General features: G+C 63.2%; 12 protein-coding genes. 4 read left to right on the forward strand and 8 right to left on the reverse strand.

The window, feature by feature from the left end; all coding sequences use genetic code 11:
* Window positions 1–177: 177 nt before the first annotated feature.
* The 3 genes from ACYG9V_RS15490 to ACYG9V_RS15500 form a co-directional block, all read right to left on the reverse strand.
* A complete protein-coding gene (locus tag ACYG9V_RS15490) occupies window positions 178–1482 on the reverse strand; it encodes a M24 family metallopeptidase (protein ID WP_352625409.1) in 1305 nt (434 codons plus the stop codon).
* A 289-nt stretch (window positions 1483–1771) separates the two neighbouring features.
* Window positions 1772–2968 (reverse strand): IS256 family transposase, encoded by a 1197-nt coding sequence (locus ACYG9V_RS15495; RefSeq protein WP_286456782.1) that lies wholly within the window; start codon window positions 2966–2968, stop codon window positions 1772–1774.
* 187 nt (window positions 2969–3155) lie between these two features.
* The gene (locus tag ACYG9V_RS15500) at window positions 3156–4052 is read right to left on the reverse strand and encodes a GlxA family transcriptional regulator (RefSeq protein WP_352519331.1); all 897 of its coding nucleotides are present in this window, start codon (window positions 4050–4052) and stop codon (window positions 3156–3158) included.
* Between the two features lie 183 nt (window positions 4053–4235).
* Here ACYG9V_RS15500 and ACYG9V_RS15505 point away from each other — a divergent pair, with 183 nt between their 5' ends.
* Window positions 4236–4733 (forward strand): GAF domain-containing protein, encoded by a 498-nt coding sequence (locus tag ACYG9V_RS15505; protein ID WP_023698045.1) that lies wholly within the window; start codon window positions 4236–4238, stop codon window positions 4731–4733.
* Here ACYG9V_RS15505 and ACYG9V_RS15510 read toward each other — a convergent pair.
* The gene (locus ACYG9V_RS15510; RefSeq protein ID WP_444848994.1) at window positions 4730–5764 is read right to left on the reverse strand and encodes a YeiH family protein; all 1035 of its coding nucleotides are present in this window, start codon (window positions 5762–5764) and stop codon (window positions 4730–4732) included. The genes ACYG9V_RS15505 and ACYG9V_RS15510 overlap by 4 nt on opposite strands.
* A 247-nt stretch (window positions 5765–6011) precedes the next feature.
* Entirely contained in the window at window positions 6012–8738 is a 2727-nt protein-coding gene (locus ACYG9V_RS15515) for an autotransporter domain-containing protein (RefSeq protein ID WP_460221970.1), read from the reverse strand.
* An 806-nt stretch (window positions 8739–9544) separates the two neighbouring features.
* Between ACYG9V_RS15515 and ACYG9V_RS15520 the strand changes: the two genes are divergently transcribed.
* From ACYG9V_RS15520 to ACYG9V_RS15530, 3 genes are all read left to right on the forward strand, one after another.
* Window positions 9545–9940 carry a GNAT family N-acetyltransferase gene (locus ACYG9V_RS15520; protein WP_023682888.1) on the forward strand — a complete coding sequence of 132 codons (396 nt, stop codon included), beginning with the start codon at window positions 9545–9547 and terminating at the stop codon, window positions 9938–9940.
* A gap of 23 nt (window positions 9941–9963) precedes the next feature.
* Complete coding sequence (locus ACYG9V_RS15525) at window positions 9964–10347, forward strand: ACT domain-containing protein (RefSeq protein ID WP_023682887.1); 384 nt, start codon at window positions 9964–9966, stop codon at window positions 10345–10347.
* 122 nt (window positions 10348–10469) lie between these two features.
* Window positions 10470–11903 carry an aldehyde dehydrogenase family protein gene (locus tag ACYG9V_RS15530; protein ID WP_352765952.1) on the forward strand — a complete coding sequence of 478 codons (1434 nt, stop codon included), beginning with the start codon at window positions 10470–10472 and terminating at the stop codon, window positions 11901–11903.
* Window positions 11904–11966: 63 nt separating this feature from the next.
* Here ACYG9V_RS15530 and ACYG9V_RS15535 read toward each other — a convergent pair whose 3' ends face one another.
* The 3 genes from ACYG9V_RS15535 to ACYG9V_RS15545 are packed head-to-tail and all read right to left on the reverse strand — an operon-like array spanning window position 11967 to window position 15468.
* A complete protein-coding gene (locus ACYG9V_RS15535; RefSeq protein WP_352765951.1) occupies window positions 11967–13277 on the reverse strand; it encodes an HlyD family type I secretion periplasmic adaptor subunit in 1311 nt (436 codons plus the stop codon).
* Window positions 13274–15010 carry a type I secretion system permease/ATPase gene (locus tag ACYG9V_RS15540; RefSeq protein WP_352765950.1) on the reverse strand — a complete coding sequence of 579 codons (1737 nt, stop codon included), beginning with the start codon at window positions 15008–15010 and terminating at the stop codon, window positions 13274–13276. The genes ACYG9V_RS15535 and ACYG9V_RS15540 overlap by 4 nt, the downstream gene beginning before the upstream one ends.
* Before the next feature lie 35 nt (window positions 15011–15045).
* Window positions 15046–15468: a hypothetical protein gene (locus tag ACYG9V_RS15545; RefSeq protein WP_023734185.1), complete on the reverse strand. Its 423-nt coding sequence runs from the start codon at window positions 15466–15468 to the stop codon at window positions 15046–15048.
* Between the last annotated feature and the right edge of the window lie 47 nt (window positions 15469–15515).

The following is a 15515-nucleotide window of genomic DNA, read 5'->3' on the forward strand; positions in this document are numbered from 1 at the left end:
ATCCATGCCGTGACGCTGGCCGGAGAGTGCGGCGGAGCAGAACTTGCACCGTTGCGGCGCCGATGAGTCCCGGCATGGATCCTAGGGTCTGCGCCGCGTCGCTGCGCTCCTTGCTTCGCCCTAGGATGACGACGGGATTGGCGTTCGCGCTGGTTGCCAAGGGATGCGAAACGACCATCAAACCTGCTTCTCCAGAAACTCATCCTCGTAGGGAAAGCGCGACAGAAGCTCGGTGCCGGTGTCGGTTATCAGGATTTCGTCCTCCAGCTTGACGCCCTCGCGGCCGCCTTTCTCGCCGATATAGCTTTCCACGCTCACCACCATGCCGGGCACGACAACACCGTCGCGGCCGTAGGTTTCATAGTCCATGGCGTGCGCTATGAACGGCGTCTCGCCATGCATGCCCACGCCATGCATCACCGAGGTATAGCGCTGGTCGACGAAACGGTCCGGGATTTTCCACGCTCTTTCGGCGATCTCGCGAAACGCCATGCCAGGTTTGACAATCGAAATGTTGTGCTGAACCTGGTCGTGCGCCATGCGGTAGAGCGATTTCTGATAGCCGGTCGGCTTGCCCGGCCCGCAGCGGAAGGTGCGCGAAAAATCGGAATAATAGCCATAGCAGCCGATCGTATCGGTATCGAGCGCCAGAAGCTCGCCCGGCCGGATCTTGCGGCCGCTGGCCTCGTTGAACCACGGATTGGTGCGCTGTCCCGAGGTGAGGAGCCGCGTCTCGATGAACTCGCCGCCCTGGCGGATCACCTCGCCATACATGATGGCGAACAGCTCATTTTCGGAGACGCCGGGTTTTATCGCCTCGCGCACGGCGTAGACGGCGGCTTCCGCACCCGCCATCGACACCTGCAGGCATTTGACTTCCTCGGGCGTCTTGACCGCCCGCACCGCCAGGATTTCGCCCTGGCAATCCCTGACGTCGCAGCCGCGCTTTTCCAGTGCCAGCGCCTGCAAATGGCTGCAGCGGTCGAGCCCGAGCTTCATCGAGCCGCCGCCGTGCTTCGTCAAAAGCTCGGCGATCTCGTTGGCGAAGGGGCCGGCGGTTTCGTCGTCGCGGCCCGACACCGAAGACCATACCAGCTTGGACGGCCGCGCCTCGTCGATCGTGTCGAGCACCATCGAGACATGGTAGCTCTGCGGGTATTCGAACAGCACGATCGGCCCGTCGGTCGGGATGAAGAAATACCGCGTCGAGTTGCGCAGGAAATAGCCGAACATGTTGCGCGAGCCGGTGGCATAGCGCTGGTTGTAGGGGTCGAACAAAACGACGCCCCCATAGCCCGCCTCGCGCATCCAGCCGCGCAGTTTCGCCAGCCGACCCTTGCGCAGCGCGTCGGCATCGATGAAGGACGGCTCGGTGTCCGACAGCCACATGCCACCGGCCGAGTCAGCCGCGACCGGGTGGCGCATGCGGTCCTTGAAATCCACATCCTCGGTGCTGTCGGGGTCGAAAACGACGATGCTCATTGGGTGCGCCTCCTGAAGGGCTAGACCATAGCCATGCGCCGAAAAATGTCTGTGCGAGAATCCGCAGGTGTCGTGCGAAATGCCGCAAGAAGGGCATGGATACAAAGGGCAATGTTGCGATCCTTCGCGCCCCCTCTGTCCTGCCGGACATCTCCCCCACAAGGAGGGAGATTAGCAGCTTTCGCGTCCCGCTCGCCCTGCAACGTTGGTGATTGGCGAAAGCCGAGGCGACATCTGATCTCCGGTTGTGTGCGTCAAGTTCTGCAAAATGGGGCAGCCATGATGCTGGTCATGCGGCTTGGCGCAGAGCGAGCTTCTTGTGCTCGCGCAGGTCGTCCATGTTGATGTATCGGTTGGCCTCCATCCAGTTTTCGTTGGTCTCGACGGCCAAGGCCCTGACCAGGCGCAGGCAGCTTTCGGTGTTGGGGAAGATGCGCACGACATAGGTGCGCCGGCGGATTTCCTCGTTGAGCCGCTCCAGCATGTTGGTGGATTTGAGATGCTTGTGGTGCTGTCTCGGCAGCCTGAAGAAGGTCAGGGTTTGTTCGATGGCATCCTCGGCCCAGCCTGTCAGGCGCGGATAGCGTGCCGACCATTTGGCAAGCCATGCGGCAAGATCAGCCCTGGCCTCTGCGAGATCGCGCCGGTCGTAGAGCCAGCGCAATTCCTGAAGGCAGTCGTCGCCGTGCTTCCTCGGCAGATGATCGAGCGCGTTCCTGAGGAAGTGCACGTAGCAGCGTTGCCAGGCGGCTTCGGGGATCACCTCGCCGATCGCTGCCACCAGGCCGGCGTGATCGTCGGACACAACCAACTCGACGCCCTTGAGGCCGCGCGCCTTGAGGCCGACGAGGAAGTCCCTCCAGGCCGAGCGGCTCTCGCGATTGGCCATCTCCACGGCCAGGATCTGGCGCCTTCCGTCCCAGTCGATACCGACCGCTATCAGCACCGCCTGGCTCATGACAACACCGGCTTCACGCACCTTCTCGTAGCGCGCATCGAGGATGAGGTAAGGAAACGGCTCTTGAAGGGGGCGCCTGGCAAAGGCAGCGAGGCTCTCATCCAGCCGCTTGTTGATGGCCGAGATCGACGAGGCCGAGAAGGCATGGCCGCACAGTTCTTCCGTGATCGCCTTCACCTTGCGGGTCGACACGCCCTGCACATACATCTCCGCCAGTGTCGCCACCAAGGCCCGCTCGGAACGCTGGTAGCGCTCGAACAGCTCGGTGGAGAAGCGCCCGGCCCGGTCCTGCGGAACCCGCAGCTCGAGCTTGCCGACCCGCGTCACAAGGGTGCGGCCGTAATAGCCCGAGCGATAGCCAAGCCGTTCGGGCGTGCGCTCGCTCTTCGAGGCACCCAGCGCCTCGTCCATCTCGGCCTCAAGCACCTCCTGCATCACCGCACGGAGCACTTCGTGCAATCCATCCGGGTTCGAAAGCAAAATGTCTTTGACGGCAGCGCTGGCGGTCTTAACTTCAGTCTTGGTCATGGTGGCGTTCCTTCGCGGGAATCAGGTGACGTGAACAATCACCAGCCTGCCATGACCGCCCCCTCTCAGCGAATTTGCAGAACTCTCAGCACACTACCTGATCTCCCCCCGTGTGGGGGAGATGTCCGGCAGGACAGAGGGGGGCGCTGTCCCGCCAGCATCTCACCGCGTTAGCGCGCAGCGCCCTCTAATGCCGCCGCATCGCCTTCGGCGCGTGCCCATGCTCCTCGCGAAACGCTCGGGCAAAACTTGACATGGACGCGAAGCCGCAGGCCAGCGCCACGTCTCGCACCATCAGCGTCGAATGGGCCAACAGGTCGGCGGCGCGCCGTAGCCTGAGGCGCCGGTAATAGCCGTTGGGCGAAATGCTGAGCTCGGTGCGGAAATTGCGCTCCAGCTTGTCGGAGGAGACACCGAGCCTTGCCGCCAGCTCCGTCATGCCAAGCCGCTCTTCCACCGCATCCTCCATGATGGCGATGGCCGACAGCACCAGTTCGTTCTGGACGCCGGTGCGCAGCCTGAGCGGCATCAGCTTGCGGTCGACGCTCGAACGCAAGGGGCTGTGCACGAACCATTCGGCAACGCCCGCCGCGAGCTCGCCGCCATAATCGTTGGTGATGATCTCCAGCATCATGTCGAGGCTGCCGACGCCACCGGCCGAGGTGAAGCGTTTGCGGTCGATGACATAGAGATCGCGCCGAAGCTCGATATCCGGGAAGGCCTCCGTGAAGGCCGCCTGGCTGGTCCAGTGCAAGGTGCAAGCATGGCCGTCGAGCAAGCCGGCCCTGGCGAGGAAGAAGGCGGCGTCGGCCACCGCGCCGATATGGGCGCCGGCGCGCAGGCTCCTGCGGATCCAGGCAACCGCATCGTCCGCGACAAGCAAGTCCGCATTGCCGCCGGAGCAGACGACGATGCGGTCGACCTTCGGTGCGCTCGAGGCTGAGAATCCCGGTTGTATGACAACCCCATTGGACGCCTCGACCGTGCCCTGGTCGGCGCCGACGATCACCCAGCGGTAACAATCGCGCTTGGCCAGCACATTGGCGGCGCGCAGCGGCTCGATCACCGAACTGAACGCCATCATCGGAAAGCCGGGAAAGACCAGCACAGCGAAGGTGAGGGGACCTTCGCTCGCTGCGGGTTGCGCCCGGTCGTGTGTTTGGCTGGCACGGTCGGTATTCACAATTGTGTATTTCCTGGGAGCGTCATTGGTGGCAGACAGGAAATGTAACGGGCTTTTTGGCCCGCCGGCAATGGAGACGACGCCATGTTTGCGGCCCAGACCATCGACAGCACCGACAAGCCGGCCTTCTACCGCGAACTGGCCACCCAGTTGAAGGCGCTGCTGGAAGGCGAGAGCGACTCCGTCGCCAACGCCGCCAACACATCGGCGCTGATCTTCCAGATGGTGCCCGATCTCAACTGGGCCGGCTTCTATTTCCTGGCCTCCGACGAGGAGCTGGTGCTCGGACCGTTCCAGGGCAAGCCGGCCTGCGTGCGCATCGCCGTCGGCAAGGGCGTGTGCGGCACCGCCATCGATCTCGAAATGTCGATGCTGGTCAAGGATGTGCATGAATTTGCCGGCCACATCGCTTGCGACGCCGACTCGCGCTCGGAACTCGTCGTGCTGCTGAGGGACAATGACGGCGTCTTCGGCCTGATCGACCTCGACAGCCCGGCGCCCGGCCGCTTCGACAAGGACGACCAGGCGGGCATCGAGGCGCTTGCCGCGATCTATGTCGCGGCGAGTTCGTTCGAGGATTAAGCGAACTTCACCAGCATCAGGCTGAAGCAGCCGATGAACAGGAAGGCGCAGGAGGCGAGCGCCAGCGGGCGAAGGCCGCGCGAGCGCAGCTGCGAAATGTTGGCCTGCAGACCCATGGCGGCGAGCCCCATGGTCAGCATGATGGTGGTGGCGAACGCCATGGCCGACTTCACTTCGGCCGGCACGGCAACCAGGCTGTTCAGCGCCACGACGGCGATGAAAGCGGCGACGAACCACGGCATCGGCGGCCGCGCACCGGATTGGTCGCTTGGGCGATCGCCATTGCTCTTGCGGCGCGCCATCAGGCCGAGCGCGATGACCATCGGCGCCAGCAGGGCGACGCGGGTCAGCTTGGCGACGGTGGCGATCTCGCCGGACTGGGCGCCGTTCTGGAAGCCGGCGCCGATGACCTGTGCCACCTCGTGGATCGAGGCGCCGGCCCACAGGCCGAATGCGTGCTGGTCGAGGCCGAGCACCGGCGCCAGCAGCGGAAAGCCGAGCATGGCGACGGTGCCGAACAGCGTGATCGAGGCGACGGCATAAGTGACGTCCTCGTCGCGCGCATCGGTGACGATGTTGGTGGCAACGATCGCCGAAGCGCCGCAGATCGAGGTGCCGGCGGCAATCAGCTGCGCCAGCTTGGCGTCGACGCCGATCAGCCGGCCAAGCGTAATGGTGAAGACGAAGGTCGCTCCAAGGGTCAGCGCCACGATGCCGACGCCGCCGGCGCCGATGGAGACAACCTGGCCGAGCGTCAGCTGAAAGCCGAGCAGCACGATGGCAAAGCGCAGCAGGCGCTTCTGCGAGAATGCAATGCCGGCCTTGGCGTGGGCGGGCGTGCCGAGCACGTTGGAATAGATCATGCCGGCGACGACGGCGAGGATCATCGGGCTGAACAGCGCGAAGCCGGAGACATTATGGGCCGAGAAGGCCACCCCCGTGATCATCGCCACCAGCACGATCCCGGGGATGACGCCATTCCACACGGAACCGAGCCGCTTCCGGCCCACGGCCAGATCGGCGGAAATCATGCTGATCGGAATATCGTTCGCTAGCTGGGCGGCGGAAGACAATGCAATTCTCCACGCAAGTACCTCAGGAGAATGTCATTCCAGAATCGATCTTTCCAACGAATTGTTTTTGTTGAAATGATCGATTTTTGTGAACGTTTAGGGCGGCCGAGGTCAGAATGAGAAAGAGCGGCCGGGCGAAACCTGGAGCCGCCCTAGATCATGATGAATTCCCTCACGATCTAACCCCACTTTTTGGGATCATGCCCTAGTATTTCATCCCAATTCGCGCGGCGATCGTATGGTCCTGGCTGTCGCCGTTGCTGCCGACCGCGGTGCTGTAGTTCAGCCCGAAGGCAATACCGCCGATTTGCGCATCGACGCCGAGCCCGATTGACAAATAGTCGTTGGAAAAGGCATCTGCGTCCAGCGCGTAGGGCGTGGTGCCGATATCGGCATAGCCGAGGCTGACGCGGCTGGAGCCGGCAAAGTCGTGCGTATACTCAAAGCGCGCGCGCGGTGTGAGCAGACCCCAGCTGGTAGGAATGTTGTTCTCGATGCGCAGGCCAAGGGTGCCCGACAGCGTGTCGACGGTCTGCTTGCCGAAGGTCAGATTATAGATGTCGCCACCCGTCTCGGTGAAGCCGTCAAGCGTGGAGTGGGACCCCGACAGACGTCCATAGGGTGATATCAGAGAGTCCGGCCGGCGAAATTCGTAGCCCGCCGTCAGCGACCCGAAGACCTGGCTTCCGTCGCGCGTTCCAGACGCGAAATCGCCGGTATCGGTCACATAGCGCTCACTGTCGAAATTGAGGGCGCCATAGCCGGCAAGGCCATCGACAAAAAAACTTGGCGCCGGGCGGTAGCTGCTATAGGCGGCGACCGAGATGGCATGGGCGCGGCTTTCGGTGCCGTTGCTCCCGACGTCGGTGACGTCATGGCCATAGCCAAACCCGAGACCGGCGGTGAAGGTCGGGGAAAAGCGGTAGTCGGCACCGACGCTCACGCCGACCAGCGTATGGTCGAGCTTGATGGCTCCATCGTCATCGGTGCCGAAATTGACGTAGCCGCCGCTCCAGAAGGCCAGTTCGCCAAATGGGTTCTCGGCCGGCAGTGACGACGTCTGGGTGTCCACGTCCGTGCCAGTTGAAGACTGTCCGGTCTTGATCGGCGACGCGCCGGTCGAAGTCCTGTCCTGCTTTGCGTTGGCGTTGGGCTGAATGCGCTCCGGATTGGGCGCTCCGTAAGTGGACTGCGACGATGCCGTGGCGATTGCGGCGAGCGCCGGATCGTTCGCCGCATTCTGCTGCTGAGCGTATGCGTCGGGATTGTCCGACGATTGCTGGACGGCAACGCTGAGGCCTATCGAACTGTGGCGCTGGTCGCCCTCATTGTGGAGCTGTTCCAGCCTCTGTCCAAATCCCTGGATCTGAATGTCGGCGAAGTGCTTTGCCGCCTCCACCTGTGCCCGAATCAGGCCGATCACTTCCGGATCGCGGGAGGGGTCGGGCCGTGCCGTGACGTTGATGGTCACGGTTGCCGGAGGTGACGTTCCGTCGGCATTCGAGAGCGTGTAGGTCAGGCTGGTTGTGCCGACAAAGGTGGCTGCCGCGGCAAACTGCAGGATATAAGCGCCGCCATCGGGCACAATGGAAGCCGTGCCCGCTTCGCTCGGCGGCGGCGAGGCAATCGTGGCGCTGGTAAACGGCCCATTCGTAGCCCCTTGCGTCAGGTCGAGGGACCCGGTCGTTCCGGCCATCACGTCCAGCGTGTGGTCCTGTGCCGACGGCAAGTGGATCTCGACGACCACAGTGTAGTCACGTTGGCCGGTAAAGCCGTTGCTGTCCGTGGCCCGCACCGTAAAATCGTAATTGGCCGCGACAGTGGGTGTGCCAGCCAGCGTACCTCCAAGCGAGAGCGCGAGGCCGGGAGGCACTGAGCCGGAAATCACGGTGAAGGTATAGGGTGCGGCGCCGCCATTGGGGCTGCTTGCCGTGATGGTCTGGCTGTACGGCGTGCCAATATGCGCATTCGGCAATGTTGCCGGCGACAGCTCCACCGTGACCGTGGTGCAGGACAGGACAAGATTGGTCACGTCGGCTCCCGCCACCGTGCCCGAGGCCGTCGTGACCGTGCATGTCTGGTCGGCCGGCTTGGCAGTAACCTCAACGCTCCAGTTGGAGCCGGTCAGCAGGCCATCCGCAAAGGCAAAGGTGATATCGCCGACATTCACGTCCCTGGTTTGCGTCCCTGCCGGCGAGCTTGATGTCAATTTCAAACTCACCGTCCCGGTCTGACCGCTCGCTGTGCCACTGATCACATAGAGCGGCTCATCAAAACAGATCAATGCGGACCCATCGCCGGAATTGACGCCATCCGCCACCGCAGCCGATTGCAGCGAGCCGGCATCCGATGATCCGCCGCCGCCGCCGCCGCCGGCGCCGTTCCAGTTCTGCTGGCACGAGGTCGTGCCGACGCCTGCGCCGCCACCACCGCCGCCGACAGTAGCCCCGCCACCGCCGCCACCAGCATATCCGGCACCCAGGAAAGACCCTGAGAAATTTCGTGCAGTTCCGCCTTGGCCATTTGTCTGACCGGCCGTGCCAGGAAAACTATCGCACCCAGCGCCGATCGCGCCACCGGCACCTACAGTGCCACCTTCACCGCCAAAGGGGCCAAGGCCGCCCGAAACATCGGTTCCTGCCGAGCCGGATCCCCCGCTCTTGCCACCGGCGCCACCAGCTATCGAATTTGTAGTGTGCCAGCCCCCGTTGCCACCGCCGCCACCGCCGCCAGCAATTGCCAGGCGGGTTCCGCCCAGCCGCAGGTCGGTCGCCCCGCCACCATTGCCGCCGTCGGGAGTACCGCTCGCGCCACCGGGATTGACCGCGAGCGAGCCACGGCCGCCAACGCCGACAGAAAGGATGTCACCCGGCGCGACAGTCAAGGAACCGCTCACCTGGCCGCCGAGCCCGCCGGCGCCGCCTGGGCTCAATGGGCTGCCCCCGATGGTGCCGGCGCCGCTCTTGCCAACCCCGCCTTGCGCTCCCTTGAGGTATACTGTGGCGGAATGGGTGTTGCCAGGAACCGAGATGGACTGGTCGCCGCCAGTAAAGCTAAAAGCATGAGCTGTCTGTGTGGGACTACAAGACTGCCCGAGCGCTGACGTCGTGCCCGCGAGCGCGTAGACGACCGTCATCGCGCCTAACAAACGTGAGATTGTACGCTTTGCCAGCCCTCGATGCATGGCGCCCCCCCGTCAGCCCGTCCAGTGCTTCTCCGCTTATATTATGATGCCAAGATTAGATCAAATAGAAATTTGAAACAATGGTAGGTTGAATGTCCAACAATATTAGCTGTTGCTGTTTTTTTGTACGCGTACGAGAGCCCTACTCGACGGCGCAGCAGTTTAGGCGAGCAACCACCGCGCAAGGTGAAGACTGGCGTTGCCTGGCAGTACACTTATGGCCTTGCCGGCGCCGCCCGCTCTAGCCGCGCGGGTCAACTCGGAGGCTGGGCCAACGCCAAAATCTTGACAGCGCCGCGCTTCCTGCTCCAGCGTGGCGTCATGTTCGTTTTCTCGTTCGCCATCGCCAAGCGACGCCGTTCCTGCACCACGCAGCGCGGCAAGCTGTTTGCGCGACGAAAAGGACCGGCCCAATAAAATTCCGGTTCGTTCGTTCCAGCCCCGCCCGCGACGTCTGCCGGCGGGGTTTTCATGTCTGGAGCCTTTGCCATGTCCAATTCTTCCATCCTGTTCGACCGGCCCAATCAGCGGACGCTGCCGCCATCAAGGACATTGTGCGTGCCGCCTATGCCAAATGGGTGCCTCTGATCGGCCGCGAGCCGCTGCCGATGCGCGCCGACTATGACAAGGCGGTCGCCGAACATCCGTTCGATCTCGCCATCGAAAATGGCCGCATCGTCGGCATGATCGAGACCATGCCGGCCGACGATCATCTCTGGATCGAGAATGTCTGCGTCGCGCCACAGGCGCAGGGCAGGGGAATCGGCCGGCTGTTGCTGGAACGGGCGGAGCAGAAGGCGCTGGAGGCCGGCTGCTTCGAACTGCGCCTGCTGACCAATGGCGCCTTCATGGCTAATGTGTTGTTGTACAAACGGCATGGCTATACGATCGACCGGGAGGAGCCGTTCATGAACGGCATCACGGTCTATATGAGCAAGAAACTGGGGTGATGGCCGATAACAGGGAGGATCGGATGGCAGTCAGGGTCCGGTTGAAGCCGCTCACGGGGCGGTATGCGGTTTCGCGCCTCGAAGCAAAAGACAGCATTCCCGGCTGGGCGGACGGGCCGGGCTTCGTCAGCATTACCAGGACCGACGACGAGCTTTCGGTTGTCTGCCTGCAGGATCGGGTGCCGGACGGGGTGAAGCATGACAGGGACTGGGTCGCCCTGAAACTCCAAGGTCCCTTTGCCTTCGACGAAACCGGCATCGTGCTGTCGGTAATAAAGCCATTGTCGGAAAACGAACTCGGCATTTTTCTGGTATCCACCTTCGATGGCGACCATCTGCTCGTCAAAGCCAAGGATGAAGCCGCGGCAAGGGGGCTTCTGGTCGCGGCGGGGCACACGCTTCTGTAGCCGTCGGCTCAATCGCCCGCCCTTGCGTTTGACATCGCTCTTGCCCCATCGTTATCCCTGAACCGATACGACGATCTGGCGATCGCCCCCCATCAATTCAGAAATCCCCCGAGGAGAAGCCCATGTCACACAATCTGCAGTTCTATATCGACGGCGTGTGGGTCGATCCTGTCGTGCCCAGCACACTCGACGTCATCGATCCGTCAAACGAAGATGCTTTCGCGCAGATTTCGCTCGGCTCAAAGGCCGATGTCGACAAGGCGGTTGCGGCCGCCAAGCGCGCCTTCGAGACATTCGGCTTCACTTCGGTCGAGGAGCGCCTCGATATCCTCAACCGCATAATCGAGGTCTACAAGAAGCGCAGCGCCGATCTGGCGCTGGCCGTGTCGCGTGAGATGGGCGCGCCTCGCCAGATGGCGCTCGACAGCCAGGTCGGCATTGGTCTCGCGCATCTCATGAAGATGGCCGAGGTGCTCAAGTCGTTCGAATTCCGCCACGTCAAGGGTTCGTCGCTGATCGTCAAGGAACCGATCGGCGTCGTCGGCCTGATCACGCCGTGGAACTGGCCGCTGAACCAGATCACCTGCAAGGTCGGTCCCGCGCTCGCCGCCGGCTGCACCATGGTGCTGAAGCCCTCGGAAATCGCGCCGCTCGACGCCGTCATCTTTGCCGAGATCATCGACGAGGCCGGCGTTCCCAAGGGCGTCTTCAATCTCGTCAATGGCGACGGTCCGGGCGTCGGACAGGCGCTGTCCAGCCATCCCGATGTCGACATGATGTCGTTCACCGGCTCGACCCGCGCCGGCATCCTGGTCGCCAAGGCGGCCGCCGACACGGTCAAGCGCGTGCATCAGGAGCTTGGCGGCAAGTCGGCCAACATCCTGTTTCCCGATGTCGATCTTGAAAAGGCCGTCAGCAAGGGCGTCGCCGGCTGCTTCAGCAACTCGGGCCAGTCCTGCAATGCGCCGACCCGCATGTTCGTGCCGCGCGACCGCCATGACGAAGCGACCGGCTACGCCAAGACGGCGGCCGAAAAATTGACCGTCGGCCCGGCCGATGCGGCCGGCACCAAGCTCGGCCCGGTGGTCAGCCAGATCCAGTTCGACAAGATCCAGGACCTGATCCAGGCCGGCATAGATGAAGGCGCCACGCTGGTCGCGGGTGGACCGGGGCGTCCGGCCGAGCTCAACCGCGGCTACTATGTCCGCCCCACCGTGTTCGCCGACGTCACATCAGATATGCGCATCGCGCGCGAGGAAATCTTCGGGCCGGTGCTGGCGATCATGCCTTACGACACCGTGGAAGAGGCGATCGGCACCGCCAACGACACTGTCTATGGGCTGGCGTCCTACATCCAGACCAAGGATATCGAGAATGCCCGCGAAGTCGCCGCCCGAATGCGCACCGGCAACGTCTACATCAACTATCCCCAATGGGACGCCGGCCTGCCCTTCGGCGGCTACAAGCAATCCGGCAACGGCCGCGAATACGCCGAATACGGGCTGGAGGATTTCCTCGAGATCAAGGGCATCGCGGGGTATAAGGCAGCGGAGTAGGGGCTACCCCTTGGGGACCGGCAACCAGCCGGTCCCGAGGCTTCAGCTCTCAAAGGTGCGGCTTCACTCTTCCCGGAAAGCTTTCTGGATCTGATCCGACAGCGGCTTCACCAGATAGGAAAGCATCGTCCGGTCGCCGGTCGGGAAGAACACTTCGGCCGGCATGCCCGGCGCCAGCGCCAGCCCGCGCAGCTTGGCGACCTCCGTTTTCGGTAGCGTCACCCGCGCCACATAGAAGGCTGCTCCGGTGCGCTCTTCGATGGTGAGATCGGCCGAGATCCGCGACAGCGTCCCGGTCAGCTCCGGCGTGGTTTGCCGATTGAACGCCGACAGGCGCAAAATCGCATTCTGGCCCATCGTCACCTGGTCGATATCCTGCGGTGCGATATGCGCTTCAACGGTCAGGTCGTCCGTCACCGGTACGATCTGCATCACCTGTTCGCCGGGCGTGATCACCCCGCCGATCGTATGCACCGCCAACTGCAGCACCACGCCATCCTGCGGGCTGCGCAGATCGATGCGCTTCAACTGGTCCTCGGCCGCCACCTTGCGTTCGACGAACTCGGAGATCTTCCCTTGGGTTTCGCGTAAGTCGGTTGCGACCTCGCTGCGAAGATCCTGGTCGATCTGGATGATCTGCAGTTCGATCTCGGACGCCTTGCCTTTCACCTGGGCTATTCCCGCGGTCAACTGGCCATGCTCGCCTTCGAGCCGCACCGCGTCCCGTTCCAGCGACGTCATGCGGTCGATCCCTATCAGCTTGCGATGCCAGAGCGACCGCACGCCTTCCAGCTCGATCTGGATCAGCTCGATCTCGCGGCGTTTCGCCTGCAGCTGCTCGGTCAGGCCGGCACTCTCCTGCGTCAACTGCGCGATCCGTTCGCGCAATTGCGATCGCTGGCCAGACCGCGCCTGGTGCCGGAAATCGAACAGCGATTGTTCTCCGGCCATCGATGCGGCGACACCGGCTTCGTCGCGCCGCGATGTCAAAACGTCCGGAAAGCTGATCGTGTCCTTGCCGTCACGCTCCGCCTCCAGGCGCGCCAACCGTGCATAAAACTCATCCAGACCTTTTGAGACGATCGCCAGATTGGCGCGCGTTGTCGTCTCGTCCAGCCGCACCAGAATATCGCCCGCCTTGACCCGGTCGCCTTCACGCACCCTGATCTCGCCGACCACGCCGCCCGTCGGATGCTGAACCTTCTTTACATTGGAATCGACCACCAGCCGGCCAGCTGCGATCACCGCACCTGACATCTTGGTCACTGCCGCCAGGCCGCCAACACCTCCGACAAGCAGAAGACAGGTAGCAACGCCAGCCACGAGATAGCGGCGGACCTGCCGATGATGCAAAGCGCTTCTGTCCTCGCTCATGCCGGAACGCCTCGCTCCGTGACGGCAACGACCTTGAGCGGCGCTGCCGATCGGAAGACCTTGTTCAGCACCTCGTCCTTCGGACCGAAGGCCTGCACATGGCCATTGGCCATCACCAGCACGGTGTCGACATTGGCCAGGACACTGGATCGGTGCGCGACGACGATAACGATGCCGCCGCGGTCCCTGATGCCCTGGATGGCGGCGGACAAGGCCACTTCACCCTCTGAATCGAGATTGGAATTCGGCTCGTCCAGGATGACCAGGAACGGATCGCCATAAAGAGAGCGCGCCAGCGCGACACGCTGGCGTTGCCCCGCCGAGAGCGAGGCGCCGGCTTCGCCAACCTTTGTGTCGTAACCGTCGGCCAGATGCACGACAAGATCATGCACGCCGGCGGCCTTGGCTGCCGCAAGCACCATGTCGGACGACGCATCCGGGTCGAAGCGGGCGATGTTCTGCGCAATCGTGCCGTCGAACAACTGCACATCCTGCGGCAGATAGCCGATATGTTTACCCAGCTCGTCGGCCGGCCACTGGTCAAGCGTCGCGCCGTCCAGCCGCACGGCGCCGCGCGCCGGAAGCCAGACACCTGCAAGCGTACGCACCAGCGATGATTTGCCGGAAGCACTCGGGCCGATGACCCCCAGGCCCGCTCCCCTGGCCAGTGAAAAACTTGCATCCCACACCACCGGCGTGCGTTCGCCCGGCGGCGCGACACTGACATTCTCGACCGCCAGCGCGCTGACAGGCGCGGGCAGGGTCACGCCGGTTGCGCCTTCCGGCAGCGCGGACAGAAGCTGCTTCAGGCGTGCCCAGCTTTGCCGCGCTGAAATGAAACCCTTCCAATGCGCTATCGCCAGTTCGATCGGAGCCAGCGCCCTGCCCATCATGATCGAGCTTGCGATCATGATGCCGCCGGTCGCCTCTTGCTGGATGACCAGATAAGCGCCGATCGCCAGCATTGCCGATTGCAGCATCAACCGCAGGATCTTGGAAATCGTGCCAAGCGTTCCCGCGACATCGCTGGCCGCCGCATGGGCGTTCAGGTACTCGGCATTGACGGCAGACCACCGCTCGGCGATACGCCCGCCAAAACCCATGGCCTGCATGGCTTCGGCATTGCGCCTTGTCGCCTCGGCCAACGTGCTGCGAACGGCCGCGTGCTGTCCGGCGATCCTTGTCGGGCCGCGGGTCCGGAATTCGGCCAGAAGCGTCAGTGCAAACAGGACAACGGCGCCGGCAAGCGCGGTAACGCCGATCCAGAAATGAAAAATGAAACAGATGCCGATATAGAGCGGCATCCATGGCAGGTCGAACAAAGCGGTCGGTCCGGCACTGCCGATAAAGGAGCGGACCTGATCGAGATCCCGTAGGGGTTGCAGCCCGTCGCCGGAAGGCTTGGCGCGCAGCGGCAGGCGCATCAGCGCCGAATAGACCGACGGGCTCAGCTTTGCGTCCAACCCCTGTCCCAGCCGCACCATGAGGCGAGAGCGGATCAGCTCCAGCACTCCCTGAAACACGAACAATGTTCCCGCAAGCACCGCCAGGCCGACCAGCGTCGGCACGCTGCGACCCGGAACGACGCGGTCATAGACTTGCAACATGAAGAACGAGCCGGTCAGGGTCAGCACGTTGACGACCCCGCTCATCAGGACGATGCCCGAAAACGCACGTCGAAAGGACGCCAGGATTCCGACCAGCGTAAGCGGCGTCGATGGCGTCAGCTGCATGCAGGCTCGCAATCAGGATATGGCATCTCGTCCCTTCAATAGATAACTGCCTTGAGTGTGACATGGACGGGCAAGCCAGCCTGGAACTGCGCGCTGCCCCGCGCCACCAGCCAGCCGTCCGCACGCTCCAGGCGCGCAACGACCTGCAGCGTTGGTGAAGCGGTCGAGCTTGCGGGCAGGGGCAAGGAAAATTCTATGGTCTTTGAGCCGCCCTCGCTCTTGAGGCTGGTTTTGGCGGCGCGGCGTCGCCCACTGTCCTGAATGGCGGGATCCTCAAGATAGATCTCGAGATGACCTTCCGGGATAGCCTTGCCGCCCACAAAGGTGACGGCGCCGCGAATATCCGTTGCGCGAATATCTAGCGCGCGAATATCTGGCGATTGCGCTGCCGCCGCCCCGGTGGCCGCGGCGACTGCCGCAACTCCGGCGGCCATTAACACTGTGCGGCGGTCGGTCATCGCGTCCTCTCCCTTTTCACTGCGCTGGGGTATGCGGGAGGGGAGCC

Source organism: Mesorhizobium sp. W016 (assembly GCF_054719485.1).

Excerpts from the sequence above, each read along its gene's own strand:
- ACYG9V_RS15545 (WP_023734185.1), bottom strand. The coding sequence starts at position 15,468 with ATGACCGACCGCCGCACAGTGTTAATGGCCGCCGGAGTTGCGGCAGTC.
- ACYG9V_RS15510 (WP_444848994.1), bottom strand. The coding sequence starts at position 5,764 with ATGATTTCCGCCGATCTGGCCGTGGGCCGGAAGCGGCTCGGTTCCGTG.
- ACYG9V_RS15490 (WP_352625409.1), bottom strand. The coding sequence starts at position 1,482 with ATGAGCATCGTCGTTTTCGACCCCGACAGCACCGAGGATGTGGATTTC.
- ACYG9V_RS15500 (WP_352519331.1), bottom strand. The coding sequence starts at position 4,052 with ATGATGGCGTTCAGTTCGGTGATCGAGCCGCTGCGCGCCGCCAATGTG.
- ACYG9V_RS15530 (WP_352765952.1), top strand. The coding sequence starts at position 10,470 with ATGTCACACAATCTGCAGTTCTATATCGACGGCGTGTGGGTCGATCCT.
- ACYG9V_RS15540 (WP_352765950.1), bottom strand. The coding sequence starts at position 15,010 with ATGCAGCTGACGCCATCGACGCCGCTTACGCTGGTCGGAATCCTGGCG.
- ACYG9V_RS15505 (WP_023698045.1), top strand. The coding sequence starts at position 4,236 with ATGTTTGCGGCCCAGACCATCGACAGCACCGACAAGCCGGCCTTCTAC.
- ACYG9V_RS15535 (WP_352765951.1), bottom strand. The coding sequence starts at position 13,277 with ATGAGCGAGGACAGAAGCGCTTTGCATCATCGGCAGGTCCGCCGCTAT.
- ACYG9V_RS15495 (WP_286456782.1), bottom strand. The coding sequence starts at position 2,968 with ATGACCAAGACTGAAGTTAAGACCGCCAGCGCTGCCGTCAAAGACATT.
- ACYG9V_RS15525 (WP_023682887.1), top strand. The coding sequence starts at position 9,964 with ATGGCAGTCAGGGTCCGGTTGAAGCCGCTCACGGGGCGGTATGCGGTT.